Raw genomic sequence first — 23,960 nt, forward strand, 5'->3', positions numbered from 1 at the left:
AGGATGGTGGCCGAGAAGGTGGCGCGCCCGAACAGATTCGAACTCCTGCCCCGGGGCCTGGAGGAGCGCAAGGTGCGACGAAGTCGTTTCTGGGTTTTATCCTAGGGTTCGCCGGACCATACGAGATGATACGAGACATATGGGTTGGCGAACCAGCCGCTCTGTAGAAAACAGCGTCCCCTTAATCCGGCAATCGGATCTGAAGCTTTACGTCCGCCGGCCGGGCTTCCACTGCGCGGTCGAAGGCGGTGATGGAATCTTCGAAGGGGAAGGTCGCCGAAATGAGTGGCTTCAGGTCGACCCGGCCCGACCCCATCAGCGCGATTGCCCGCTCATATTGGTGGGCATAGCGGAAAACGGTCTCGATACGGACTTCCTTGGTCGAGGCCGTGGCAATGTCGAGCGCCACAGGCGCCACGGGCAGGCCGACCACCACCGCCGCGCCACCGGGCCGCGGCAGATCGAGCAGGGTCTCCCATGCCTTGGACGAGCCCGAGCATTCGAAGACGACGTCGGCGCCCCAGCCGTCGGTCAGGCGCTTTACCTCCGCCGCCAGGCCCTTGTCGCGGATGTTGACCGGGATCACACCTTGATAGCCGCCGGCGATGTCGAGCTTGGGTTGGGCGAGATCTGCAACAATGGCGCGGGCACAGCCGCCGGCGAGCGCAGCGATCGCCACCATCGTGCCGATCGGCCCTGCGCCAATCACCACCGCCGTGTCGCCCGGCGCGATCTTTGCTTTGGCAGCCGCCTGCAACCCGACAGCGAAAGGCTCCACCATGGCGCCTTCGGCGAAGCTGACATTATCGGGCAGTTTAAAAGTGTAGTTGGCGGGGTGAACGACATAGGGTGTCAACACGCCGTGGATCGGCGGCGTTGCCCAGAATCTGACAGCCGGGTCGATGTTGTAGAGGCCGAGCCGGCTCGCTCGCGAATTCGGGTCGGGGATGCCCGGCTCCATACAGACGCGGTCGCCGACCTTCAGATGCTCGACGCCTTCGCCTGTTTCGACGACGGTGCCAGCGGCTTCGTGACCCAAGACCATCGGCGCCTCGACCACGAACGGGCCGATGCGGCCATGCGTGTAGTAATGCACGTCGGAACCGCAGATGCCCACCGTATGGATCTTGATGCGCACTTCGCCTGGGCCAACCGTCTGCGGCAAGTCGATGTCGCGCAGCTTGAGTTCGTGCTGGCGTTCAAGGACAAGGGCGCGAACGTTCGTCATCGACGTAATCTCCTCTAATGCCGATTGTTCGAGGCCTCCTCGACCTTACTTGCATTCGGCACGCTCATCATAGCCGCTTATCCGCGGCTTCAAAATCCAGTTCGGAAGGGTGTTGCTTGATTCCGACTATGCGTACCAACTTCCCGGCCAAGGGCTTTGAAGGCCGACCATGACGCTGCGGAATTAGCGTTTGGATCATCCAGCGTGCTCTGAGGTATCCAGTGATGGGTTGGCAACAGGACAGGAACCCAGTGTTTAGAGGGCGACGTGCACGCTCGGTGCACACAAAAGTCGCCCATTCTTCGGTTCTGTTTTGGCGAAGCGGCGCAACAAGGGATGCGGTGACGCGATTTTGCGGCATTGTCGCCCGGCTTTGGCCGCCCGAGCGACAGAGCGCCTGACGTTAGGCGATGTAGGTGCTGCGTCGATCATGGCTCCACCAGTTGCTGGATTGCGTGCATCGGTAGGACCAGCCGGAGGGAGTCCGGCAGCCGCACGAAGCCGTTTCCCTCATAGAGGGCAGCGGCGCGCTCGCTGAGGAACCGACTGTGGCCGCGCTCGCATAGGCGCGCCGCACGGCGTCGGCGAGAAGCATCGCATCCAGGCGTTCGCCCTGCCGGTCTTCCGAGACCGCCAGCCGTCGCCGAATTTCGGTGGCTCCTTGAAAATTGTCTCAATCATGTTATGTTGGACGAAATCGTGAAATGTCAGACATTGGAGGCTGCGTCATGGCGAAGGCAGCGAGGAAGAAACACACGGGTGGTGGCGCGGAACGGCAAGGGAGATTTGCCATTCAGAAGCGCGCCGGTATGGCCGATATAATCGAAATGACGAGGAAGGCCGGCGAGCCACTTCCGAAGACTGGTCGGGCAGCAAAGACCGGCAAGTCTGTCGCGGTCAGCAGAACCCGTGTTGAGGCCGTCATGAAGGCGGCGGAACGTTCTGGTCTGCTGGGTGAGAAGAGCACGCGGATCGGTGGTCGTATCAGTCCGGCGCTGATCGAAAAAGCCAAGAAGCAGACCGGGATCAAGACTGACACCGACTTGATCGAATTCGCCCTCGCCAATGTCGCCCTCGACGACAATTTCGGACAGACGTTCAGAAAGACGAGAGGCACCGTCGATCCGACGCTTAAGCTCGGGTTCTGAGTTGACTGACTTTGATTTTGCCAGTTCTGTCCGCTGGGCACGATTCGATCCTCAGGAAAGGCTGTCTCGCCGCAAGGACGACGACCTTCCGTTCCTCGGTGATACTGCCGAGGCGGGGCAAGAGCTGATGCTCGATACCTGTGTCTACATTGATGGTTTGCAGAGCCACGCCCCGGATGTTGTCGCCGATCTGCTCGATCTCAGACTGAGTAATCATTCGACGGTTGCCATCCAGAAACTCATGCACACCGTCGGCGTGCTGGACCCCAAGCATCCCGGTACAAAGACTGCAATCAAACAGATTGGCGCTACCGTTCGCGGCATGCACCCGCATCGTGTCTTCGCACCGGATACGGACGTGCTTGGAAAAGCTGCGCTGCTGTCCGGCATCATGTGCCGCCTTCAGGGCTACCAGAAAGATGCTCGCCTCCGCGCGCTTCAGGATTGTGTCTTGTTCCTGCAGGCGCAGAAGCTAGGGTTCACGGTACTCACAGCGAACATCAGCGACTTCGATTATCTTCTTCAGCTAATTCCGACCGGACGGGCGCTGTTTTACCGGCAAGCCTGATCGTCACGCCCGGGACACCATCATTTGCAAGCTCTGCTTAGCGTCCCGGAGCACAAGAACCCTATCAATCGGTTCCTGATCTGGGATCTACCGTCCGGTCATTCGCGGCGTGCTGAAGCAAAGACACTCACCATCGCGCTCGCGATTGTCGACATTGCCGACGTGGCCCGACATCGACGCATCCATCATGCTGCCGAGGCCGCCGGCGATCTGCGCGTCGCCACGGTTTACTCCCTGGGAATAGGGGGACCTCTGCTTGATGCTCATAGACCGCGATCGGCGGGCTGAGGTATCGTGGCGAAAATTTCTGGGCGTCGGCATCTATGCCAAGCGAAGCGCCGCAAGGAAGATTTTGATGGCATCGGTGGAGGTAGGACAAGAGTGTGGAATGCCTCGGGTGCTGCGCATATTCGAGCTCGGCAGAACGAGAACTCATGATGCATGACGACCAGGTGGATATCGACATCGATATCGCCCGCCAGATGATCCGCGACCAGTTTCCCCAGTATCGTCATGAAGACATCACCTCAGTTAGATCGTCGGGAACCGTCAATGTCATCTTCCGCATTGGCTCGAAGAGCACGGCGCGGTTCCCACTGAGGGCGATGAATCCGACCGAATGCGCCAATATGCTTCGGTCAGAGGCCGCTGCCATGGTCGAGATTGGGGAACATTGCTTATTTCCGACGCCTCAACCGATTGGGCTCGGCGAGCCAGGTCCTCACTACCCAATGCCATGGGCGTTACAAACTTGGATCGAAGGCGAGGTTGCCACGCCGCACGGGCTAAGTGGATCGACGACGTTCGCCCTAGACCTTGTACACCTCGTGGCATCGTTGCGCCAAGCGGACACACGGGGCCGACGCTTCGACGGGCAAGGACGTGGTGGACATCTCTCCGATCATGACGATTGGATGAGTGTTTGCTTTGAAAAGAGCGAGGGCCTTCTTGATGTGGCTCGACTGCGCGATTTGTGGACTCGCTTCCGGGAGTTGCCATCCGCTGGGCCTGTCGTGATGACTCATAGGGACCTTATCCCAGCAAACCTTCTCGTGCAGGGCGGGCGTCTTGTCGGAGTGCTTGATGGCGGCAGTTTCGGACCAGCCGACCCGTCGCTAGATTTGGTAGTCGCGTGGCATCTTCTAGACCGCGAGCGAAGAGCGACCTTTCGGTGCGGCCTTCAGGTTGAAGATCTTTGGTGGAAGCGTGGTGTTGCTTGGGCATTCCAGCAGGCAATGGGTCTCGTCTGGTATTACCGTCGCACCAACCCCGCCATGAGTGCGCTGGGGCGCAGCACGATCTCTCGTATTCTCGACGATCCGGACATCTGAATCGCGCAGTCCCTCCGTCGGGACGGACGTTCGTTTCCTAAACGGGGTTTGTCTACCATGCGCCGGAGTGTCGCGAGACACCGAACCAACTGCTCGCGGCGCCAATCGCGCACATCACGAGGATATCGCTCAAACTTTTGATCGGCCACCAACCTCCTCCCTCCGCTTGCCTTCGTCTTTGAAAGACAACGTCAGCGTTTCGTGCAATTTGCCGAGTGTGTGCCGTCCTTGCGAAAACGAATTCCCTGGACGACGAAGGTGACATGCCCGCTGAACGAGATCTGGCGGGTGCTGTCGCCCGGGGCACGCGTCCAGAAGCCGCCAAACAACGCCATGCGCTTGGGGCTTGAAACCAGTCGAAAAGCGCCATATGTTTTGCACAGTAAATACGGCTGCTAATATGACAAGGAACTCCATGGGGCAAGCCCTCAAGAAATCCATGCAGAATGAACCCCTGGTTTTGTCCTATATGGACCGTGCCGGGAAAATTGCCGTTGACCAGGTGGCCGACAGCTTTGGAATGTCCAAGGGTCAGTTGGCTCAGACGGCCGGGCTTGCCCGCGAAACCCTCTATCGGCTGGAGCGCAGCCGCACGGCAAAGACGCAGGGGCGTCTGCGCGAGATGCTCGAAATCATCAGCCGCGTGACGGATTGGGCGGGAGGCAAGGAACAGGCCATGGCCTGGTACCGAGCCCAGCCGCTGCCGGCATTCGGTGGACGCACCGCCGAAGCCCTCGTGAAGGACGGCAAGGCCGCTGCTATTCGCGACTACCTCGATCACATGGCCCTGGGTGGCTTTGCTTGAGGTTTGTCGGAACCTGCTACAGGGCGCATGATCCACGTTGGGCATTCAAGCCGAGTTCCGGTGATGGAGCGGCGATCAGGGGCGCTCGATTCAATCCCAAAGGTGTGCCCGCGCTATATCTGGCGCTGACCGTCATGACGGCTGTCAAGGAAGCCAACCAGGGCTTCGCGCATCGCATCGACCCCTGCGTGCTGTGCTCTTATGAGGTGGACTGCGAGGACATCACTGATCTGACAACCGAGCAGGGGAGGGGAGAATGTTCTGTCACGCTTGCGGACATGGGGAGCGCCTGGGCCACGGCTCTCAGCAACGGAGAGCGACCTGCATCCTGGTCCATCTATGACCGGCTGCGGCCTGAAGGCATCGCTGGAATTCTGGTGCCGAGTTTTGCTCCGGGCGCGGAGACGGAAGACCGCAATCTGGTGCTATGGGACTGGGGTCCCGATCTTCCGCACAAAGTGAACGTGTTCGATCCGAGCGGTCGGCTGCCGAAAGACCAGCTGTCCTGGCGATGAAACAGGCCCGGAGGCTCCGGGGCAGCCCGAATGGCCGAAAACCAGTCTTTTGGCGCTCAGGTTGAGGCCGTTCGCGCGAACCTGAGCGGCGGAATAACGGCAGAGGAGGGGTTTTTTGCCTCGTTAGAGGTCGGAAGCCCTGGTCAGGTTGATGCGGAAGCGATCTCTGCGGCGCTGATAGCGGCGGGTCATCTCCGAGGAGTTATGGCCGAGCTGTTTTTGCACATAGCGATCGTCGACCTCGGCCGACGAGGTCAACGCGCAGCGAGTGGCCGGCGAATTTGACGATGCGGGCCATTGTCGAGGAGCAGCGGGCAAGGCGCAGCAATGACGATGATCGAATTTTTCTCTTCAAAGGCGGGATTCGAATAGGACAACTAGAACTAGCAGCCCCGCCAGCGCGTGTTCCTGCTGGCCGCTGTCCCAGCGTTAGCGCGAGGGCCTGGCTCCCACGCCCTGCATCGTCAGCGACCGATCGGGAGCACGGGCTGCTCCGCAGACTCGACTTCATATCAGCTGGCGCTAATTATCGTCCCCTGGGTGAAAAAACCTTAGAGGCGACATGCTGAAACCATCAAGGAAGAACAATGTTCGAGAGAGCCGACTTCTATCTCTTTTTCGCAGCTATGGTGATCGTATCACAGTACGGCGGGTCACACGCAAACTTCATTCGTACCGAGATTGGCTCAGAGCCTTTGCCCTGACGCACCTCCCGACGAGCAAGACTCATCACTGCAATGCCTGCGATCGCGATGTAGCGGCTTTTTACCGTTTCGGAGCGTACACTCTTATCTGCCCGCTTTGTCATGCCGTGGATCGTGAGCGGTTTTTGATTTGTGCTCTAGACCGTAGGCTTATCAAGTTGCCGGCGGGGCAGCTTGAAATTCTCCAGATTGCGCCGAGCGAGAAGGGTCTTTCAAAGAGACTCTCTCAAGCGGGCAATCTAATCAAAGCCGATTTCGAGCCGGGACGGTACGGGCCCGATACCGTGAAAATTGACCTGATGGACATGCGTCGCACCAGCGATCTCGATATCGTCGTCTTAAGTCATGTCATGGAACACGTACCTGATGATCGGCATGTGTTTCGGCAACTTTGGTCATCTCTTAAGCCCCGAGGGCAGGTCTGGATCCAGGTGCCGCTTATTTATCGCCAAACGATCGAAGCGACGCCATCTATGTCACTGAGCGAGCGCGACGAGCGCTTTGGTGGATCGGATCACGTGCGAGCCTACGGACCGGATATCAAGGAGCGTATCGAGGACGCCGGCTTTACGGTCACCCGAATAAATTCAGATCGTATACCCGCCGCGGATCGCGACCGGCTTGGGCTTCTCTCCGATACTCTCTTTGTGGCAGAACGGCCCGAGTAACCCAATTTGGAATGAAAGCATTGTTGCCACGCTTGTCCGCTTGGGCCTGCCTTCGGGCGCCGGGCCGGCTTTGCCCAGCCAACCCGGACGCGAGCGGACAGATTTGGTTCCGTGGGGCTCCATCTTCGAAACTGCGGCGACCGTTTTAAAGAAATCAAAAGGCTGCCGAAGGCGTCATCTTGGCGACGAGGCCATGATCGGCGAATCCCACCCCTCCGCGACCATGATCCGAGGGCTATCTCGCGCCTTGCCTCTCAAAAAGTGGTTTGTCTACCATGCGACGGAGCGTCGCGAGGAACATAAATCAATAGAAAAATCAATGCCTAATGACTAGACCTTCGTTCCTTGATGCCTCGCAAACTTGTCTAGGTGCAGAATAGGAGCCGCGTCTACAACTGCTCGCGGCGCCAATGGCGCCCAAAAGGCATACGTCGACGAAGCTGGTGCACGACGAGGCACTGAGCATCCACAGCCTGCGGCGCCTCTACGCGTTGATGACCCGAAGCCGCCTTACGCATTGCCTGTTGACCCAGGCATATCTTCTCTGTCCGCATAAAAGGCATACAGTGGTATAAACAGGAGATATCGTCGGTTTCCAATCTGATAACGGATGAAGGGAGTTGAGTGATGTTCACGAACAGCAAACGTTTTTCGCGCCGTCGGTTCCTCGGCGTCAGCGCCGGCGCCTTCGCAGCCGGCCCGTTGGGCCCGTTTGTGCGAGCGGCATGCGCGCAGGTGACGACATTCAAGGCCGGCGTTATCACCTCGCTGTCGGGCGAGAACATCCTCGGCGGCAACCTGACCAAACGCGGTTACGACCTATGGGCGGAGGCCGTCAACGCCAAGGGCGGGGTTGAAGTCGCCGGCGAGCGTTTCAAGGTCGACATGTTCTACGGTGACGACCAAAGCAACCCCGCGACCGGCGCCGATGCCGCCGAGCGCCTGATCGTCCAGAATGAGGTCGACGTGCTATTCGGCCCTTACACCAGCGGCTCGACTATCGCCGTGCAGCCGATTTGCCAGAAGTACCAGGTGCCGATGATTTCCGGCTCCGCGGAATCCCCAAACGTTTGGAAGGCCAAGCCGGAATTCAACTTCGGCATCATCCCGGCCGTGGACACCACTGCGGGTAAATCGCTGGCCGTGCTGGCGAAACTGTCTAACCCCATGGCCAAGACGATTGCTGTGATCGGCGTCAACGAACCCTTCTCGAAGGAAACCGGCGAAGGTTTTCGCGACGGGGCCAAGGAGGCCGGATTGGAAGTCGTCGCCTACGAATTGGTGCCGGCCTCTGGCGACCTTACCCCCGTCATCTCTAAGATCGCAGCGCTCAATCCCGATATCGTCGCCGTCGGCGGCCATGAGGAGCCGCTGATCAATGTCGTCAAGACCTCCAAGTCGCTGAACTTCCGGCCCAAGGCGCTGATAATGCACTATGGCGTCACCGACCCGGCCTTCGCCCAGGCGCTCGCCGCGGACGCCGACGGCACCTGCGGCGTCTCCGTGTGGCTGCCGTCAGTTTCATATAAGGACGACCTCTTCGGCACCGCAAAGGAGTTTGCCGAGATGGCGCAAAAGAAGTCCGGGCACGAGCCCGACTATACCGAAGCGGCCTGCGCGGCCAGCGGTCTCGTTTTCGGCGATGCCGTCAAGCGGCTTGGCAAGAAGCCGGGGCTCACGCCTGAAGACAGGGTTGCTCTTAAGGACGCGATAGCCGCGACCGACATCCAGACCTTCTACGGACCGATCAAGTTCGAGAAGGAAGGCAACCACTACCACGACAACGTCCAGCCGGTGCCGGTGCTGATCCAGATTCAGGGTGGCAAGACCGTAGCGGTGGGGCCGAAAGAGGCCGCGGCAGCGGACCTCACGTACCCGCTGCCAGCTTGGAAATAGCCGGTTCTGGACAGGGTGGGGGCGGCCTCGTCGCCATCACCCTTGCCCGGCGCAATGACGGTGGTTGCGCGTGCTCGGAAAATGACGGACCATGCTATCGTGTGTACGGCCGCTTTGCCGCGGCACTCCGCTCTTTCGTTGGCTGACGGACGGTTCCCGCGTTGGATCTATTCCTACAGACCTTGCTGAACGGCCTTCTGATCGGCGGCGTCATCGCCACTTTTACGATCGGTTTCCAGCTCGCTTTCGGCGTGCTGCATGTCATCGATTTCGCGGTGGGCGGCTGGGTCGTGCTGGGCGGCTATCTCGGCTACTATATGGGTGCCGGACTTGGTGTCGACGGATTCCTGGCGATCCCCGTGGCCTTCATGCTATTCGGCGCCATCGGCTATCTGATTGGGCCGATCCTCTACAATGTCCGCAACAGCCGCACGGCGCGGCCGGAATTGATGGCGCTGGCGTTGACCTTCGGCCTGTTCACACTGCTGCGCGGCGGCATGCTGACCGCGTGGGGCTTCAATACCCACAGCGTGCCGACCGTGTTGAGCGGAGAGAGCCTCGCCGTCGGCCCCGTGACGGTGCCACTGATCCGCGTGGCCGCGGCGGTCTTCGCGATCGCCATCGCCGGCGGACTGTTCCTGTTCCTCTACCGCACCCGCTATGGGTTGGCGATCAGAGCGACGGCTGAAAACCGGCAGAACGCCGCACTGATGGGCGTCAACATCCGCCGCCTCAGCGCCACTGTTTACGGGCTCTACGCAGGCATCACTGCCATGGCCGGCGTACTAATGGGTGCAATCTTTTCAGTGAACCCGGAAGTCGGCCTGCGCTATACTCTATTCGCATTTTTCGTGGCTGTGCTTGCCGGCTTGGGCTCCGTCGGCGGTGCCCTCGTCGCCGCGCTGCTGCTCGGCGTCATCGAAGCCTTCGTCGCGACCTATGTCGGGTCGAGCTATTCGCTGCTGGCGATCTTTGGCACCCTATTCCTCGTCCTTCTCGTGTCTCCGCGCGGGATCCTGCGGCACGGCTTGTGAGGCGGGACATGAAGCCACGCTGGGCCGTCCTCCTCCTGCTGATCGCCGTAATCGTTGTGCTGGCGCTGCTGCCGATGCTGGTCAACAACTACTGGCTGCGCATTGCCACCGGCGCGCTGATGTGGGCGGGGCTGGCCTGCTCCTGGAACATGCTCGGCGGCTATGCCGGCTACATCAATTTCGGCCATTCGGCCTTCTTCGGGCTCGGCGCCTATGTTACGGCGCTGCTGATGGGCGACAGGCTCGCCTGGCCCTTCTTCGCCACCCTCCCGGCCGGTATCGTGGTGACGGCGCTGTTTGCCATCATCATCGGCGCGCCGACGCTGCGCCTGCGCGGAGCCTATTTCGCCATAGCCACCTGGGCCTTCGCCGAGGTGCTCATACAGTTCGCCTCGGTGATGGACTTCACCGGCGGCATCGGCGGTATTGGGCTGCCGCCCTTTCTTGACGAGCGCTTCTTCTACTTCGCCATGTTCGGCGCGGCTGCGCTCACCTATCTCATTACGTGGGCGCTGTTCGAGCGCTCGCGTTTCGGGCTGAAGGTCAAGGCACTGCGCGATCATCAGCCGGCGGCCGAGGCTATCGGTATCAATACTTCGCTGGTCAAGCTGCAGACCTTCGTGCTCAGTGCCGTCACCGCCTCGGTATTCGGCGCGATCTTCGCCTACTGGGTCACGTTCATCAATCCGAAAAGCGTCTTCGGCGGCGACATCACCGATCAGATGGTGGTGATGGTGCTGCTGGGCGGGCTGGGCAGCCTGTGGGGGCCGGCATTGGGCGGTGTGGCGCTCTTTGTCGTAAACCGCATCATCTGGATGTACTGGGGTGACACCGCGTTCTATATCGCCATATTGGGCGCGGCCATCGTGCTGGTGGTGCTGTTTCTGCCGAACGGCATCGTCGGCATGTTTCCGAGGCGCGTGGCCAAGTCTGGCGCCGTGCTGGACAAGGCGGTCGGCAATCTTGTCGGCGGCGGCCCGGGACGGCCCAGTTGAGCGCCGCCGAGGGCAAAACTTCTGGCACCGGCGAACCTATTCTCGTCGTGCGCGAACTCCACTGCCATTTCGGCGGCATCAAGGCCGTCAACGGTGTCTCCCTGGACGTCGGTCGGCGCGAGATCGCCGGCCTGATCGGGCCTAACGGGTCTGGCAAGTCGACTCTGTTCAACCTGATATCGGGCACGGTGACGCCGGATCGTGGCCAGATCCGCTTCGACGGTCACGAAATCGGCGGCCGAAAGGCTCACACGATCGCGCGGCTGGGGCTTGCTCGCACCTTCCAGATTCCGGCCATGTTCGACAATATGAGCGTCACCGAAAACCTGCTGGCGGCTGCGGCCGAGGGCCACTGGCGGGGCGCGCGCGAACGGGCGGCCGATACGCTGGCGCTGCTCAAGCTGGAGCATGTCGCAGACAACCGCGCATCCGATCTTTCGGGCGGCCAGCAGAAACTGCTGGAGTTCGGGCGCGTTGTGATGCGCCAGGCCTCGCTCATTCTGCTCGACGAGGTGACAGCGGGCGTGCATCCCAGCCTCCGCAAGATCATCGTGGAGGCCATCGCGCGGCTGCGCGAGCGCGGCACCACCGTCCTGGTCATCGAGCACGACATGGAAATGGTGCGGAACGTGTGCGACCGCATCATTGTCATGGATGCAGGCCGTGTCGTGGCCACCGGGCCTTTCAACGACATCGTTCGCAATTCGGAAGTTATGCAGACCTATCTGGGGCGGCTACAATGAGCACCACGCTCACCGCCGACAACATCGTCACCGGCTACGGCAAGCAGGAGATCGTCCATGGCGTCTCGCTGAGCGCGGAAGCTGGCAAGATTACCTGCATCTTCGGGCCGAACGGCAGTGGCAAGTCGACCCTGCTCAAGGCCATTGTCGGCGCGCTGCCGGTGTGGAGCGGTACGGCGCGCCTGGGTGAATCAACACTTTCCAACCTTGCCGTCCATGAAGTGGTGCGCCAGGGGCTGGTGTTGATGCCGCAGGGCGGCGGTGTGTTTCCGCGCCTGACAGTGATGGAGAATTTGCGCATGGGTGGCTACGCCATCGCGGACCGGCGGATAGTCGAGCAGCGCATCGAGGCGCTGATCGAGCAATATCCCTCTTTAGCACGGCGGCGGCGTACCGCGGCCGGTTCGCTTTCGGGCGGCGAGCAGGCAATGCTTGCGCTGGCGCGGGCACTGGTTTCGGAACCGCGCTTCATTCTGCTGGACGAGCCTTCCGCCGGATTGTCGCCGGCCATGGTCATCGAGACGCTCGAACGTATTACCACCCTCACCGCGTACGGCATCGGCATTGTGATGGTGGAGCAGAACATCCGCGAGGCGATGCCGATTGCGGACAAGCTTTACATCCTGGCGGCCGGCGAAAAGCGCTTCGAGGGGACGCGTCGGGACGTGCGCGACGACCGGCAGATCATGGAAATCTATATGGGGGGAGCGTGAGAGAAGCGGTCGACACCCCAGCGCGAGTTGCAAGTGCCAAATCTCGCTTGGCAGTTAATTGTAAGAAGGCGGTCATTTTCGGCAGTCAATTGGGAGAATGATCAGGCTGAGTTCGTTGTCGTACAGAAGTTCAAGCCTGCTGCTCAGAACCTGAACACTCGCCCTGTGGCCGACTTGGCGAGACCTTTGCGTCGAGCAACATTTCCGTTCTCATATCCAACTCCCGTCGTTCGTTTCGTGGAATGCCGAAGATATCGCCGCAAAGGGGAATGTTCAGATCACCGGCCCGGCGCTTCGCCGAAGCCACCGGCAGGATCGTCCTTGCCAAAGCGAGCGTTGAAGTCCGCCATGAACTCAGGTGCATAAGCATTGGTCTCCTTTGATCGTGCTGATGACGCGCAGGCGCAGTGCCTTCACAAGCCGGTCCTGGAGTGTCTGATGGCGCGCTCAACACGTCCTTTGGCAACCGGCACGCGTCCGCCTGCAGAATAATAGAGAGATGGTCCCGAAATGGATGTTGCGTAGGAGCCCGGGATCGACGGGCGTCACTGCAGCACTTCTTGATGGACTATCATGTCCGCGGCCCGCTGGCCGATCATCATACTGGGCGCATTGGTGTTGCGGCCGATCAACTTCGGCCGCGTCCAGGAGGGCAAGGGCCGCAAGGACCGCCACTCCACGATGTCGCCGCGACTGCACGAACTGCTCCGCGTCTGGTGGCGTGAGGGCGACGACGGGGCATGAAGCTGCCGCAGCTTGCCTGTTTCCGCGCCGAAACCCCGGTCACTGACGGGAATCAGCTACGCGTAGGAGCACCGCGCCAGTTTTGGCGCTTAGGTTCTGCGAATTTGCAGAGGTGCCGGTCGATGGTCTTTCCGCTGAGGCAGAGCTCATGAGCGATCACCTTATTCGACCTGCCGGTCGCCACCAGCCGCAGCACGTGCAGCTCGCGTGGCGTCAGCCCGAAACCAATCTCCGGTGATGCAACTGATCTCTGAGAATCGATCCTCGGGATATCGGATGCGGCACCCAACGCTTCGAACGCTCCCGAAGCGGAGCGCATGCGCCGCGGCTGTGATCGGCGAGTGCCCATCGGAATCTCGCCACACTTGTCACTCCAGAGTAGATGTCCGATCCTATTCTATCGCACGAGCAGCCAACTGGTTTACAATTGCTCCAACTGTCGCAACTATGGAGGAAGCCGATGCAAGAGGCCCTCGTCGTCCGCCGCGAGACACACATCCCGGCGCCCCCCGCTGCGCTGTTTGCCCTCCTGACCGATCCGGAGAAGATCCTGCGCTGGATGGGAACGGAGGCGCAGCTCGAGCCGCAGTCCGGCGGGCTCTATCTCGTCAATGTTACCGGGGCTCGCGTCGCTCGCGGCACCTTCCGGGAGGTGGTGCCGGTGCACCGTCTGGCATACAGCTTCGGCTGGGAAGAGAGCGATGAGGTGCCGCCGGGATCGAGCCTGGTTGAGATCGATCTGATCGAGCAGCCGGACGGAACGCTGCTGCGCCTGACCCACACCGGCCTGCCCAATGCCGAGCAATGCGCCGGCCATGCGGAGGGCTGGGCTCATTACCTCGGCAGGCTGGGCGAGGTTGCAGCCGGGCGTGATCCCGGCCCGGATCCCAAATACGGCCACACGGGCAGGGGGTGACGGCCTTCCGCGCGCGATATCGCCGCCCGTGAGCCCGTTGCAATTTGACGGCGGACGCCGGCTCGCAGGGCGGGTCGAACCCGGCGCCATCGAGGATCGGACCGTACCAGCGCCGGGGGCGGGGGGAGGATAGATCGGCGGGCCGGCTGCGCATCGTCACGGCGCGGATGACAGGCCGGGTGCGGTGGCCGCATAATCGCGCCATGGATCTGCCCGCGCCTCTCGCCTGGCTGGTGGACGAGGCCGGCGCCTCGGCCGCCCCCGATCGGTTTCTGGCCGAGCTCGGCGGCCGACTTCTGGCTGACGGCCTGCCGCTGGCCGGCGGCGCGCTGACGCTCGCGGTGCCGCATCCCATCATCACCCGCCGCACCTGGCTTTGGCGGGCGGAGACAGGGGCGGTGATCGAGGCGCTGAGCTTCGCCGGCGGTCCGCTCGGCCAGGCCGGGCGCGACTGGCTGGCGGAGCTCGGCCCGGTGCAGGAGGGCCCGGTTGGCCGGGCGCCGGATAGTCCGGTGCTGGGCTGGGCTGGAACCCGGCCGTTCGGCCCCGCCGAGGCTGCCCGGCTGCGCCAGGCCGCGCGCTTCGCCGCGGCGCCCCTTGCCGCACTTGCGGCGCGGGCGGCGCTGACAGCGCTGCTCGAGGCTTATCTCGGCCGGCAGTGCCGCCCGGGTGCAAGGCGGGTCCCTGCGCCGCGGCACCGGAGAAACCATTCGCGCCGCGCTGCTCTATGCCGACCTGCGCGGCTTTACCGCCCTGTCCGAGTCAACCGAGCCCACGACGGTGATCGCCGCGCTCGACGCCTGGTTCGACCGCGTCGCCGGCGCGGTGCACGCCTTTGGGGGCGAAGTGCTGAAATTCATCGGCGACGGCATGCTGGCGATTTTCCCGGTCACCGCTGCGCCGGCCGATGCCTGCGAGGCGGCGCTGCGCGCCGTCGTCGCCGCCCGCGCCGGCATGGCCCATCTCGATGCGGGGCGGCAGGCGCAGGGCCTGCCCCGGCTGCCGTTCGGCGCGGCGCTGCATCTCGGCGAGATGCTGTGGCGCAATATCGGCGCGGTCGACCGGCTGGATTTCACCGCCATCGGCCCCGCGGTCAACCTGGTCAGCCGGCTGGAGGGGCTATGCCGGCCGCTCGGCCGCTCGGTGCTGATCTCGGGCGCGCTCGCCGCCGAGATCACCACACCGCTGGTGCCGCTGGGCGAACACGTGCTGCGCGGCATCGCCGCGCCCTGCACCGTCTTCACCCTGCCGGATGCGTAATCGCGGTCCTGCGGGGCGGCGGCGTCAACCGCAGATTTGGTTAGCTTGATTTTGGCCATCTAGTCGTCTCCGAACGTCAAAAACTAGGAGCAGAATAGGGGCACTCAGACCCACTGCTCCGGACTACTGCCGCGTGCTAGAGAAAGGTCGAAGGCTCAAGAACGCAAGCTAAGTCCTTGCATCGTAGTGTCTTTTCGCATTTTTACTTGCAAACGGCGGACATGAACTTAGACGAAATTGGCGGGCTCTTAGTCGGCTTCCGCCCCCCTTCGGCGTCTGCATCCGGTACGGTTTCATCAAAGATGACCGACCAGACAACATCCATCAGCCTGCGGCGCCTGACGCCAGGATTGTCACTTGGGGGAAGGCCGGACTGGCGCCCTGAGCATTTGTGGCGCAACTGCGACGCATGGCATGTGCATGGAATGGCGCGAAGACACCGTCCTCGGGCAAGGTGCGGCAACGCTATCATGTCACGATGATAGCCATCAATTCGCTCTTCTGCCGTGCAGACTTTGGTCTTCCGCTTGATTGGCGCGAACGCGACTTCCTATTCCAAGCGCGCTCGAATGCTTAGGCTCAGGTTTAAGGTGGCGGCGCATTGCGGTCTGGGCAATCAAAGGTTGAGCCTTCTTCACATGGAGAAGGCTGATCGCCAACGCCGCCATAACGTTCAACGAGTTTTGCGAATCCGTAAAGAAGAGCCAGGATACTATTCGGATGGCCATAGGGGATCGTAACAGGATCCCACATTGGATGTCGCAATTCCTCCGCTGCCGCTAGTGCGTCAATTTGAAATTTGACCTTTGCCGTGTCGCATCCGGTCCCGGCTCCTATATGCTTAGCGGAGGTACGCAGGAGACGTGGGTCATGAGCGTGACGTCTGATAAGCCCGAGCATGTCGCTACCGCTTTTGCGAACGCTTGGAACCGGCATGACATGGATGAGTTTGCGTCTCTGTTCGCTTCCGATGCTAATTTCGTTAACGTCGTAGGTGTTTGGTGGAAGAACCGATCCGAGATCGAAGCGGCGCACTGAGCCACCCATGACACCATGTTTCGGGATAGCCGATTAGAAGGCGATATCTCGTCGGTTGTGGAATTGGCTCCGGGGCTTGCTTCTGTTCATTACACTTGGACGCTAACGGGAGCATTTGCTCCGGACGGCTCCCCGGCCGGGGTTAGGAAAGGCATATTGCTTCTGATTGTCCAAGAAGGGCAGTCGGGATGGCGAATCAAGGTGGCTCAGAACACGGATATTGTTCCAGGCGCAATCGCCCCAGCCGGCTCGAAAGGCTAGCTCGCGTCAACCAGAGGCGGAACAGGGCGTCCGCCAGCGAGCCTGACCACCAATACGTATGCGTGCCGGAATGCCGAATTCGACTGGTTTGATCCTCGTCACCGAGGCCGTCAACGCCACGCGTACCGAATTCCTGGTCTTCGCCAAGGCCCATGGCGCCATGGACCTGAGGGTACCGGCCGAGGTGGGCGTCGTTGCGAAAGTGACTATCCTCGGCTCAGGCAAACTCGATTTCTCCGCCGTGACAAAATGGTGAGCGGCGAAGACATGAAGCCCGAGCGGCTTGACAATAGCCGACTGAGGAAGTCGGCGTGTTTGCCCAATCACATGCAACTAAGGCCATCTTGGCTCAAAGGTAGCCTTTGGCCGAGGTCGGTTCTGAATTGAAGCCGGCCTACATCTATCACGAAGTGAATGGCAGTTTTGCGCTTTAATATCGGCCGCAGAGGCGGATTTGCTTTCGCCCAAAAGCCAGACATCGCAGCTGACCATGCTGAAGGTCGCGCCCGCACCACCTGCCGACCTCAGCACCCGCAAACGTCTGGTGTAATGCCCGATGCGCGCGCTCGCAGGCCATCTCGCTGTTACATCGCCGTGACAAAAGCACCGCCACGGTGGCGTCAACCGGTTACACAGGGCAAGAAATATCTCCGGCCTTCTGGGAGTGACGTGTCAGCGTCTCCAGAGGCTGCGTGGGCGCGGCGACTGGAACGCTCCACGCCTCGCAAGAGGGATAGCGAAACCTCGTGAAGGCAAGGTCGAGCTGCGTTCTGCGTTCTATATCGGCGGCGGGCGGCGACCGGAGAGATGGATACCATGCACATGGGGCGTCTGGAAGTTGGCAGGACACGGACACGGGGCAGCCCGCGTGCAGGCGCTTGGCTGAGCGATGCAATGACCACGCAGCGCCACCTCGCAGCGATCCTGGCTTGCGACGTGGTCGGCTATTCGCGCCTGACGGAGCGCGACGAGCGCGGCACGCTCGAGCGGCTGAAGATGTACCGCAAGGACCTCCTCGAACCGCTGGTCTCTGTGCACCAGGGTCGGATCGTCAAGCTCACCGGCGACGGCATGCTGTGCGAGTTCGCGAGCGTCGTTAACGCGGTGACCTCGGCAATGGCGATTCAGCAGGCCCTGGCAGAACATGAGGCGGAGATGCCCGAGGAAGAGCGGATTCGCTTGCGCATCGGTGTCAATCTCGGCGACGTGGTCTGCGAGGAGGACGGCGACCTCTACGGTGACGGGGTCAACATCGCCGCCCGACTCGAAAGCATCGCCGATGCCGGCACCGTGGTCGTCTCCGGCACCGCGTACGACCACCTTCAGGGCAAGCTCGATTGCGGCTTCAGGCCGCTCGGCAACCTGCGCCTCAAGAACATCGAGCGGCCCGTGCGCGCCTACCGCGTCGAGTCCGACGCCAGCGCCTCGGTGGCTGCATCGCCTCCCTTGCCCGAGAAACCCTCGATCGCGGTCCTGCCTTTCACCAACATGAGCGGCGACCCCGACCAGGAATACTTCGCCGACGGGCTGGTGGAGGACATCATCACGGGATTGAGTCGGGTGAACTCCTTCTTGGTGATCGCCCGCAACTCGTCCTTCACCTACAAGGGCCGGGCGGTAGACCTGCGCCAGGTCGGGCGCGAGCTGGGCGTCCGCTACGTGCTAGAAGGCAGCATCCGCAGAGCAGGATCGCGGGTGCGTATCAGCGGGCAGCTGGTGGACGCGATCAGTGGGCACCATGTCTGGACTGACCGCTTCGAGGGCGATGTGAGCGACATCTTCGACCTGCAGGACAAGGTGACCGAGAGCGTCGTCGGTGCGGTCGAACCGAGCATCCGGCTGCAGGAGATCAAGCAGGCGCGCATGAAACCGACCGAGTACATCAGCGCCTACGACCTCTACCTTCGCGCGCTGCCGCGCTTCTACAGCATGACGCGCGAAGGCTTTGCCGACGTGCGCCGGCTCACCAACGAGGCGCTCAGCATCGACCCTGGCTTCAACTTGGCGAAGGCACTCGGCGCCTATATCCGCAGCCTATCCGTGAGCCAGTGCTGGCACGAGCCCGACGATATCCGAGTCGCCGCGCGCATGGCGCGAGAGGTACTGGCGGAAGCGCGCGACGATCCCACGAGCCTACGCTTCGCCGCGCAGGTGATCGCCTACAGCGCGAAGGACTACGAGATGGCGTTGCGCACGATCGAGCGATCCCTGCTGCTCAACCCCAATTCGGCGCAGGGCCATACGGGCAGCGGCTGGGTGAACGCACATTCCAGCCGCCCGCTCGTCGCCATCGAGCACTTTCACAGGGCAATGCGGCTGAGCCCGATCGACCCCGAGAAGGGCATCGCGCTCTCCGGCATCGGGATGAGCTACCTGATGCTCGAGCGCTACGAGGAAGCGCTGGCATGGGGAGAACGCGCGCTGCACGAGATGCCGAACTACGGCTCTTCGCACCGGGTGGTGATCATGGCGCTGGTCAAACTCAACCGGCTGGACGAGGCGCAGGCGGCGGCGCGGCGTCTTATGAAGGCGTTCCCGACCTACACGCTCACCCTGCAGAGACAGATCAACCCGTGGCTGGACGAGGTGTTCGCCGAGCGTTATGTCGAGGCGCTGGGCATCTCCGGCGTGCCAGAGTGATCGTCGATGCCCGGCGAGGCGACGTTCCCTTGAGCTGCGTCGCTTCTGGAAGGCCAGTTCTCTGGCGGCTTGTGTTAGGACTGAGCGCGTAGAGCAGCGTGAACAGCCGGCGAGCTCTCCGTTGAATTCGCGTCGAACTTCCGGTTTCGATCCGCTTCTTATAAGGCAACAGGCAACCTCCGGGCGGTTCAGATCCTGCTTGGGCACACCGAGATCGAGAATACGGTTCGCCATCCGGATGTCGAGGTCGGGGACGCGCTCACATCGCCGAGGGAACCGAGATCTGATCACGATGGCCTCTCGACTTCGCGGAGAGGTCATCATGTTCTGAAAAGCCACCGCTCAGTTACGGGGCTCGATTTCCGCAATGCGTCGCATCACAGCCGTTCGGCATGGAAGATGGTCATCCCGAAAACCGCCGGTCCACTGTCGCCCATCAAAGGCGGAACTATGCGGCGTTGAGGCGCTAGGCGAATTTGCGCCTCGTCTCGGCGGTTGAGACGAGCTCTGCTACTTCCTGAAAGCGGTCGCTAGCGGCGATCACAAGCCAGATCCGGCCGAGCACCCAGAGGGAAAGCGCCCACCGGAGCAGCAGCCAGAGATGCGGTGTTGGCATTTTCGGGCCCCCTGAATCCGGCCCGGCTGAGTTTGATGGAGAAGTTCGAACAGGCGCCAGGCATTAATCGGCAGCAGCACCAGTTCCATCAGGCTCAGGGTAGGCTGCCGATGAGGGGCGCCATAGGCGGCAAAGCACAAACAGCTCAGCACCGCCGTTATGCGCAGCCACAGCATGGCTTCATTGAGGCTTCATTGAGTAGGTGAGAACGGCGAAGAAGCTTCCGAGGAAGCCGATCGTCTCGGTCCAGATCATGATCATATTTCTTTGGTTGAGTGAAGCCGGTGCGCCTTGGTCAGCCGGAGAAGCCGCCGTCATCGAGAAAACGTCTCCGCGTCCGCCGTTCCTCTCCTGGTCGCGGCTGGCACTGACCACGACCGAGCATTGGCCCCGGCTGCGCACATGTCCTCAAAAGTCTGCGCCATGGCGGAGAAGTAACGATTGTCGTGGATGGGCGGCATCAGTCCGACCAGGCCCGATCGCGAGCCTCCCAAGCCCCGCGCCTGCAGATTGGTAGTGTACTGGTGGCGTTCGGCGAGGCTGAGAATTGTTTCCGCCGCCGCAATCCGATGGCGCTTGCACGGCGACACGCTTCCTTCACCGGCCTGATAATCACGGCGAACTCGGAGCCGATCGCCTCGATCGACAGCCAATACGCGGCGTCAAGACGATAAGGCGATCCGGCTCGGCATGATCGCGGCTGCGCTTGCGCCCGTTCCGGCCCGCTCGCATGCGATCAGCCCGCTGGCCGACAAGGCGAAGGTGCGCCTCGATACGTGAGTCTGGTCGGCATCGATCCACGGAATGATGCTTGACCTCAAGTTAACTTCAGCTTGTACCAATAAGTTGTACGGATTGAAGGAGTATCGTCAATGCTGACCAACATTGATCTTCAGGGACTTCGTGTAGCAGTCACCGGCGGCACGTCCGGCCTAGGACTGGCGCTTGTCCGGCAGCTTGCCAGAGAGGGTGCGTTCGTCGCCTTCGTTGCCCGCACTGCCGCGAACGTCGAACGCATCGCTGACGAGACGGGCGCACATGGCATCGTCGGCGACGTCGGCAAAAAGGACGACATCTACCCGATCGCGTTGCAGGTCACCGCGAGCCTAGGCGGGCTCGACGTTCTGATCAACAATGCGTCGAGCCTCGGGCCCGTTCCACTGGCGCTCCTTGCCGATACCGAGTGCGAGGAGCTGGAAAAAGCGCTCGCGGTCAACCTCGTCGGCGCGTTCCGGCTGACGAAAGCACTGTTCGGTGCACTTGCCGCGTCCGCGCGCGAGGACCGTGGCGCGCTGGTGATCAACATTTCCAGCGACGCGGCGGTGAACGCTTATCCCGGCTGGGGCGCGTATGGTGTGAGCAAGGCCGCTCTTGCTCACCTGACGGCGATTTGGGACGAGGAGGCGAAGGCCGACGGCATCCGGCACCTCGCGCTCGACCCCGGCGATATGGACACCCCGCTGCACGCGCTGGCGCTTCCTGACGCCGATCCGTCGACATTGAAGCGTCCCGACCTGGCTGCTGCCGAGATCATCGAAAAGATGCTCGATACGTTGCCGGCCGGCGCAACACTTCTCGCCGAGACACGCGGATGATTGCCGCCGACCGTCCGGATCGGCGCGCCGCCAGGCTGCTCGTCGTGGAGGCGGACGGCGCGACGCGCGACCTGCCGCGCACTGAACTCGCGATACTGTTCGATGCCGGCGATCTGGTCATCGCCAATGACGCCGCGACCTTGCCTGCCAGCTTGCGCGGCACGCACCTTCCCAGCAACGAGGCGATCGAGATCCGCCTGGCAGGCTGGCTGACATTTCCCGACCCAACCAACTTCCTGGCGATTGCCTTCGGCGCGGGCGATCACCGCATGCGCACGGAAAATCGGCTGCCTCCGCCCCCGCTATCACCAGGCGATCACCTCCGGCTCGGCCGGCTTGAAGCCGTCATAGAGCGCCTTCTCGACCATCCTCGCCTTCTCGAATTGCGCTTCCGAGGCAACCGCGCAGCGGTGCTTGCAGGAGTGGCGCAGCACGGCCGGCCGATCCAATATGCGAATGTTCGCGAACCGTTGGCACTTTGGAATGTTTGGACGAAGATTGCCGCCGGGCCGGTGGCGTTCGAGGCGCCATCGGCAGGGTTCGCACTCGACTGGCGCACGCTCCAGGCCTGGCGTCGGCGAGACGTGGGCTTCGCAACACTCACCCATGCCGCGGGCGTGTCTTCCACCGGGGACCCCGCGCTCGACTTGCGCCTCCCTTTCGACGAGCCGTACCGCATTCCCGAGCGCACGGCGGCCCAGGTCGCGCGGGCGAAGCTCCGCGGAAGCCGCATCATCGCAATCGGCACGAGCGTGGTGCGCGCGCTTGAGGCAGCTGCCAACCCCGACGGCAATGTGCGTGCCGGAAATGGCATTGCGACCGGGCGTATCGCGCTGGGCACGCCACTTCGCGTGGTCGATGCGATTCTCACAGGCGTCCACCAGCCCGGCGAAAGCCATTTCGAGCTGCTGCGCGCCTTTGCCTACGATGCTCTGCTCGCCAAGGCCTCCGCAGCCTTCGCCGAGCACCGATATCGCACGCATGAATTCGGCGATTCCATGCTGCTCAATCGCCAACGGCTGGATCGATCGCGGACAGAACCAGGAAGTGCGCGAGACGAAGCCTCTACTCTAGGCGATCCGATGATCTTGGATTTCCAAGGCTTTCGAAAACGACATTTTGATTAAGTAATTCATCTAAAACAACTATTTTGACACTAGTAACTTCGACTCTAGGGGTCCGGAGTTCGAATTTCGCCGCCGGGAGTCACGCGCGAGCTGCGGCTGAGACGCGGATAGGCCCGCGCCCTGTGCCGCGGTGATCGCCACCACCTCACCAATGCCTATTCGCCGCGCCAGGGTGAGCCGGGAGCGACGATGGCGGTATTCAAGTTGACGCTAATACAATATTGCCTACGCTCCAACGTTGGGCGATAGTGTGCGTCGGGAGGCAGGAGGCCATAGTTGGCTTTAGCTTAGACTTTGCCCAATCACGAGAGAATACCTTGCAGCTCGTGAATCGGTTCAAGGCAGCAGCTTGTGCTTCAGCCTAGGCGGAAGATGCCAGGTGGATCGTCTCTTCCACTGTAACGTTGCGTGGTTGGGAAGCAATTCGGCAAGCCTTTTCACAGAGCGAAGACAGGGATCTCGCTTGCGCAATACAGGAACTCAGCAATTACCCTGATGTTTGGGCAGGATGCCTTCGATGCGCCATGACGACCAGGAAACTGGGAGGCGACGCGTGAAGTCTTGGTAAGGGCAGCTGGCAGCGTAGTGGTGGCGTCGACGATCGCGTGAACGCCCGGGCTCCAGACAGTGTCGAGGAGACAGCGGATGAGGCAACTCGAATTTTTCTATTTCCTTGGGAGTGGTTATGCATACCTCTCCGTCATGCGTATCGGCCCTTTGGCGAGGGACGCTGGCATTACCGTCAGATGGCGTCCATTCAATGTCCGCACCGTCATGGCGGAAAACAACATTGCGCTTCGCTCGCAGACCGCCAAGGTCAAATACATGTGGCGTGACGTGCAGCGCAGGGCGCGAACTCACGCGCTACCCTTCGTAAATGCACCCATCTGGCCAACCGACCCCGACCTTCTGGCCAACAGGGTTGCTATGGTCGCCGCGGAAGGCGGCTGGTGTGAGGACTATACAATCGAGAGCTTCAAGGCTTGGTATTTGGAGGGCGTGGCCCTCGGCGACAGAGGCCACCTTGAACACGTGCTTCGGCCACTCGGCAAAGACGTGGATGCGGTGATCGCTCAGGCCAACGCACCCGCCGCCCACGAGCGGCTCAAGATGGAAACCGATGCGGCGCGCGAATACGGAATTTTCGGTTCGCCTGCGTTCGTGGTAAATGGCGAAACTTTTTGGGGAGACGACCGGCTCGAAGAAGCGCTTTCTTGGGCAACCGGTCGGCATCGGTTGCAAGATGTCCATTAGCACGGAAGTGCGCGAGCCCCTTGGATCCGCCAATCGTGGCTGACCTGCCCTGTTTGTCCGCTATGAGCGAATTCGCCAAGGTGATGGTCGTTTCTGGCCGGCGGCGGAAAATCTGAAGAAGATCGCAGAGCAGATGGAGGGCAGCGGTCCAGACCGGCCGC

23 protein-coding genes and 5 pseudogenes are annotated in these 23,960 nt (G+C 61.7%); 21 read left to right on the plus strand and 7 right to left on the minus strand.

Annotation, left to right across the window (positions count from 1 at the left end):
* Positions 1-181 precede the first annotated feature (181 nt).
* Positions 182-1,228 carry an NAD(P)-dependent alcohol dehydrogenase gene (locus NKJ93_RS21320; RefSeq protein WP_352590958.1) on the minus strand — a complete coding sequence of 349 codons (1,047 nt, stop codon included), beginning with the start codon at positions 1,226-1,228 and terminating at the stop codon, positions 182-184.
* A 728-nt stretch (positions 1,229-1,956) separates the two neighbouring features.
* Between NKJ93_RS21320 and NKJ93_RS21325 the strand changes: the two genes are divergently transcribed.
* Together NKJ93_RS21325 and NKJ93_RS21330 are read left to right on the plus strand one after the other, a co-directional pair.
* Complete coding sequence (locus NKJ93_RS21325) at positions 1,957-2,376, plus strand: hypothetical protein (protein ID WP_352590961.1); 420 nt, start codon at positions 1,957-1,959, stop codon at positions 2,374-2,376.
* Between the two features lies 1 nt (position 2,377).
* Entirely contained in the window at positions 2,378-2,944 is a 567-nt protein-coding gene (locus NKJ93_RS21330) for a type II toxin-antitoxin system VapC family toxin (RefSeq protein WP_352496462.1), read from the plus strand.
* A gap of 87 nt (positions 2,945-3,031) precedes the next feature.
* Here NKJ93_RS21330 and NKJ93_RS21335 read toward each other — a convergent pair whose 3' ends face one another.
* Positions 3,032-3,211: a hypothetical protein gene (locus NKJ93_RS21335; RefSeq protein ID WP_023723152.1), complete on the minus strand. Its 180-nt coding sequence runs from the start codon at positions 3,209-3,211 to the stop codon at positions 3,032-3,034.
* 167 nt (positions 3,212-3,378) lie between these two features.
* Between NKJ93_RS21335 and NKJ93_RS21340 the strand changes: the two genes are divergently transcribed.
* The 3 genes from NKJ93_RS21340 to NKJ93_RS21350 all read left to right on the plus strand — a co-directional run bounded on the left by NKJ93_RS21340 (position 3,379) and on the right by NKJ93_RS21350 (position 5,595).
* On the plus strand, positions 3,379-4,275 hold the full coding sequence (locus NKJ93_RS21340; RefSeq protein WP_352590964.1) for an aminoglycoside phosphotransferase family protein: 897 nt from the start codon (positions 3,379-3,381) through the stop codon (positions 4,273-4,275).
* A gap of 415 nt (positions 4,276-4,690) precedes the next feature.
* Positions 4,691-5,080, plus strand: a complete 390-nt coding sequence (locus tag NKJ93_RS21345; protein ID WP_031195508.1) for an antitoxin Xre/MbcA/ParS toxin-binding domain-containing protein — start codon at positions 4,691-4,693, stop codon at positions 5,078-5,080.
* Entirely contained in the window at positions 5,077-5,595 is a 519-nt protein-coding gene (locus tag NKJ93_RS21350) for an RES family NAD+ phosphorylase (RefSeq protein ID WP_352590967.1), read from the plus strand. The genes NKJ93_RS21345 and NKJ93_RS21350 overlap by 4 nt, the downstream gene beginning before the upstream one ends.
* Before the next feature lie 123 nt (positions 5,596-5,718).
* Here NKJ93_RS21350 and NKJ93_RS21355 read toward each other — a convergent pair.
* Positions 5,719-5,887, minus strand: a pseudogene (locus NKJ93_RS21355) (integrase); the annotation flags it as partial.
* Between the two features lie 270 nt (positions 5,888-6,157).
* On the opposite strand from NKJ93_RS21355, the gene NKJ93_RS21360 reads away from it, so the two are divergent.
* The 6 genes from NKJ93_RS21360 to NKJ93_RS21385 all read left to right on the plus strand — a co-directional run bounded on the left by NKJ93_RS21360 (position 6,158) and on the right by NKJ93_RS21385 (position 12,348).
* Positions 6,158-6,967 carry a class I SAM-dependent methyltransferase gene (locus NKJ93_RS21360; protein WP_352590970.1) on the plus strand — a complete coding sequence of 270 codons (810 nt, stop codon included), beginning with the start codon at positions 6,158-6,160 and terminating at the stop codon, positions 6,965-6,967.
* A 627-nt stretch (positions 6,968-7,594) separates the two neighbouring features.
* Positions 7,595-8,863, plus strand: a complete 1,269-nt coding sequence (locus tag NKJ93_RS21365) for an amino acid ABC transporter substrate-binding protein (protein WP_023723181.1) — start codon at positions 7,595-7,597, stop codon at positions 8,861-8,863.
* 161 nt (positions 8,864-9,024) lie between these two features.
* Positions 9,025-9,897, plus strand: a complete 873-nt coding sequence (locus NKJ93_RS21370; protein ID WP_352496556.1) for a branched-chain amino acid ABC transporter permease — start codon at positions 9,025-9,027, stop codon at positions 9,895-9,897.
* 8 nt (positions 9,898-9,905) lie between these two features.
* Complete coding sequence (locus NKJ93_RS21375; RefSeq protein ID WP_352590973.1) at positions 9,906-10,892, plus strand: branched-chain amino acid ABC transporter permease; 987 nt, start codon at positions 9,906-9,908, stop codon at positions 10,890-10,892.
* A complete protein-coding gene (locus NKJ93_RS21380; RefSeq protein ID WP_352590976.1) occupies positions 10,889-11,635 on the plus strand; it encodes an ABC transporter ATP-binding protein in 747 nt (248 codons plus the stop codon). The genes NKJ93_RS21375 and NKJ93_RS21380 overlap by 4 nt, the downstream gene beginning before the upstream one ends.
* Entirely contained in the window at positions 11,632-12,348 is a 717-nt protein-coding gene (locus NKJ93_RS21385) for an ABC transporter ATP-binding protein (protein ID WP_352590979.1), read from the plus strand. The genes NKJ93_RS21380 and NKJ93_RS21385 overlap by 4 nt, the downstream gene beginning before the upstream one ends.
* Before the next feature lie 130 nt (positions 12,349-12,478).
* On the opposite strand, the gene NKJ93_RS21390 is transcribed toward NKJ93_RS21385, so the two are convergent.
* Both NKJ93_RS21390 and NKJ93_RS33650 read right to left on the minus strand, forming a co-directional pair.
* Positions 12,479-12,718, minus strand: coding sequence for a hypothetical protein (locus NKJ93_RS21390; RefSeq protein WP_198030586.1), 240 nt, complete (start codon positions 12,716-12,718; stop codon positions 12,479-12,481).
* Positions 12,669-12,818, minus strand: a pseudogene (locus NKJ93_RS33650) (ISNCY family transposase); the annotation flags it as partial. The pseudogene NKJ93_RS33650 and the gene NKJ93_RS21390, both read right to left, overlap by 50 nt.
* A 103-nt stretch (positions 12,819-12,921) precedes the next feature.
* Between NKJ93_RS33650 and NKJ93_RS21395 the strand changes: the two are divergent.
* Positions 12,922-13,092, plus strand: a complete 171-nt coding sequence (locus NKJ93_RS21395; protein WP_023723176.1) for a hypothetical protein — start codon at positions 12,922-12,924, stop codon at positions 13,090-13,092.
* 52 nt (positions 13,093-13,144) lie between these two features.
* Here the strand turns inward: NKJ93_RS21395 and NKJ93_RS21400 are convergent, their stop codons facing one another.
* Positions 13,145-13,441, minus strand: coding sequence for a helix-turn-helix transcriptional regulator (locus tag NKJ93_RS21400; RefSeq protein ID WP_352590982.1), 297 nt, complete (start codon positions 13,439-13,441; stop codon positions 13,145-13,147).
* Positions 13,442-13,552: 111 nt separating this feature from the next.
* On the opposite strand from NKJ93_RS21400, the gene NKJ93_RS21405 reads away from it, so the two are divergent.
* The 6 genes and pseudogenes from NKJ93_RS21405 to NKJ93_RS33655 all read left to right on the plus strand — a co-directional run.
* Positions 13,553-14,008, plus strand: coding sequence for an SRPBCC family protein (locus NKJ93_RS21405; protein WP_352590985.1), 456 nt, complete (start codon positions 13,553-13,555; stop codon positions 14,006-14,008).
* A 203-nt stretch (positions 14,009-14,211) separates the two neighbouring features.
* Positions 14,212-15,268: pseudogene (locus NKJ93_RS21410) on the plus strand (adenylate/guanylate cyclase domain-containing protein).
* Between the two features lie 870 nt (positions 15,269-16,138).
* Positions 16,139-16,306: an SgcJ/EcaC family oxidoreductase gene (locus tag NKJ93_RS21415; RefSeq protein WP_352590987.1), complete on the plus strand. Its 168-nt coding sequence runs from the start codon at positions 16,139-16,141 to the stop codon at positions 16,304-16,306.
* 331 nt (positions 16,307-16,637) lie between these two features.
* Positions 16,638-16,823, plus strand: a complete 186-nt coding sequence (locus NKJ93_RS21420) for a hypothetical protein (protein WP_156948243.1) — start codon at positions 16,638-16,640, stop codon at positions 16,821-16,823.
* A gap of 638 nt (positions 16,824-17,461) precedes the next feature.
* The gene (locus tag NKJ93_RS21425) at positions 17,462-19,207 is read left to right on the plus strand and encodes an adenylate/guanylate cyclase domain-containing protein (protein ID WP_352590990.1); all 1,746 of its coding nucleotides are present in this window, start codon (positions 17,462-17,464) and stop codon (positions 19,205-19,207) included.
* 150 nt (positions 19,208-19,357) lie between these two features.
* Positions 19,358-19,494: pseudogene (locus NKJ93_RS33655) on the plus strand (integrase); the annotation flags it as partial.
* 677 nt (positions 19,495-20,171) lie between these two features.
* Here the strand turns inward: NKJ93_RS33655 and NKJ93_RS21430 are convergent.
* A pseudogene (locus NKJ93_RS21430) lies at positions 20,172-20,386 on the minus strand (LacI family transcriptional regulator); the annotation flags it as partial.
* Positions 20,387-20,695: 309 nt separating this feature from the next.
* On the opposite strand from NKJ93_RS21430, the gene NKJ93_RS21435 reads away from it, so the two are divergent.
* The 3 genes from NKJ93_RS21435 (at position 20,696) to NKJ93_RS21445 (ending at position 23,799) form a co-directional block, all read left to right on the plus strand.
* A complete protein-coding gene (locus NKJ93_RS21435; protein ID WP_352496565.1) occupies positions 20,696-21,418 on the plus strand; it encodes an SDR family NAD(P)-dependent oxidoreductase in 723 nt (240 codons plus the stop codon).
* Positions 21,415-22,545, plus strand: coding sequence for an S-adenosylmethionine:tRNA ribosyltransferase-isomerase (locus NKJ93_RS21440; RefSeq protein ID WP_352590993.1), 1,131 nt, complete (start codon positions 21,415-21,417; stop codon positions 22,543-22,545). The genes NKJ93_RS21435 and NKJ93_RS21440 overlap by 4 nt, the downstream gene beginning before the upstream one ends.
* A 645-nt stretch (positions 22,546-23,190) precedes the next feature.
* Positions 23,191-23,799 (plus strand): 2-hydroxychromene-2-carboxylate isomerase, encoded by a 609-nt coding sequence (locus NKJ93_RS21445; protein ID WP_352590996.1) that lies wholly within the window; start codon positions 23,191-23,193, stop codon positions 23,797-23,799.
* The last annotated feature ends 161 nt before the right edge of the window (positions 23,800-23,960 follow it).

It is taken from the genome of Mesorhizobium sp. M0028 (genome assembly GCF_040323855.1).
Classification (GTDB): Bacteria; Pseudomonadota; Alphaproteobacteria; order Rhizobiales; family Rhizobiaceae; genus Mesorhizobium.

Excerpts from the sequence above, each read along its gene's own strand:
- NKJ93_RS21425 (WP_352590990.1), top strand. The coding sequence starts at position 17,462 with ATGACCACGCAGCGCCACCTCGCAGCGATCCTGGCTTGCGACGTGGTC.
- NKJ93_RS21375 (WP_352590973.1), top strand. The coding sequence starts at position 9,906 with ATGAAGCCACGCTGGGCCGTCCTCCTCCTGCTGATCGCCGTAATCGTT.
- NKJ93_RS21405 (WP_352590985.1), top strand. The coding sequence starts at position 13,553 with ATGCAAGAGGCCCTCGTCGTCCGCCGCGAGACACACATCCCGGCGCCC.
- NKJ93_RS21440 (WP_352590993.1), top strand. The coding sequence starts at position 21,415 with ATGATTGCCGCCGACCGTCCGGATCGGCGCGCCGCCAGGCTGCTCGTC.
- NKJ93_RS21340 (WP_352590964.1), top strand. The coding sequence starts at position 3,379 with ATGATGCATGACGACCAGGTGGATATCGACATCGATATCGCCCGCCAG.
- NKJ93_RS21395 (WP_023723176.1), top strand. The coding sequence starts at position 12,922 with ATGTCCGCGGCCCGCTGGCCGATCATCATACTGGGCGCATTGGTGTTG.
- NKJ93_RS21345 (WP_031195508.1), top strand. The coding sequence starts at position 4,691 with ATGGGGCAAGCCCTCAAGAAATCCATGCAGAATGAACCCCTGGTTTTG.
- NKJ93_RS21400 (WP_352590982.1), bottom strand. The coding sequence starts at position 13,441 with ATGGGCACTCGCCGATCACAGCCGCGGCGCATGCGCTCCGCTTCGGGA.
- NKJ93_RS21415 (WP_352590987.1), top strand. The coding sequence starts at position 16,139 with ATGAGCGTGACGTCTGATAAGCCCGAGCATGTCGCTACCGCTTTTGCG.
- NKJ93_RS21390 (WP_198030586.1), bottom strand. The coding sequence starts at position 12,718 with ATGCTTATGCACCTGAGTTCATGGCGGACTTCAACGCTCGCTTTGGCA.
- NKJ93_RS21365 (WP_023723181.1), top strand. The coding sequence starts at position 7,595 with ATGTTCACGAACAGCAAACGTTTTTCGCGCCGTCGGTTCCTCGGCGTC.
- NKJ93_RS21325 (WP_352590961.1), top strand. The coding sequence starts at position 1,957 with ATGGCGAAGGCAGCGAGGAAGAAACACACGGGTGGTGGCGCGGAACGG.
- NKJ93_RS21445 (WP_352590996.1), top strand. The coding sequence starts at position 23,191 with ATGAGGCAACTCGAATTTTTCTATTTCCTTGGGAGTGGTTATGCATAC.
- NKJ93_RS21360 (WP_352590970.1), top strand. The coding sequence starts at position 6,158 with ATGCTGAAACCATCAAGGAAGAACAATGTTCGAGAGAGCCGACTTCTA.
- NKJ93_RS21385 (WP_352590979.1), top strand. The coding sequence starts at position 11,632 with ATGAGCACCACGCTCACCGCCGACAACATCGTCACCGGCTACGGCAAG.
- NKJ93_RS21435 (WP_352496565.1), top strand. The coding sequence starts at position 20,696 with ATGCTGACCAACATTGATCTTCAGGGACTTCGTGTAGCAGTCACCGGC.
- NKJ93_RS21420 (WP_156948243.1), top strand. The coding sequence starts at position 16,638 with ATGCCGAATTCGACTGGTTTGATCCTCGTCACCGAGGCCGTCAACGCC.
- NKJ93_RS21335 (WP_023723152.1), bottom strand. The coding sequence starts at position 3,211 with ATGAGCATCAAGCAGAGGTCCCCCTATTCCCAGGGAGTAAACCGTGGC.
- NKJ93_RS21320 (WP_352590958.1), bottom strand. The coding sequence starts at position 1,228 with ATGACGAACGTTCGCGCCCTTGTCCTTGAACGCCAGCACGAACTCAAG.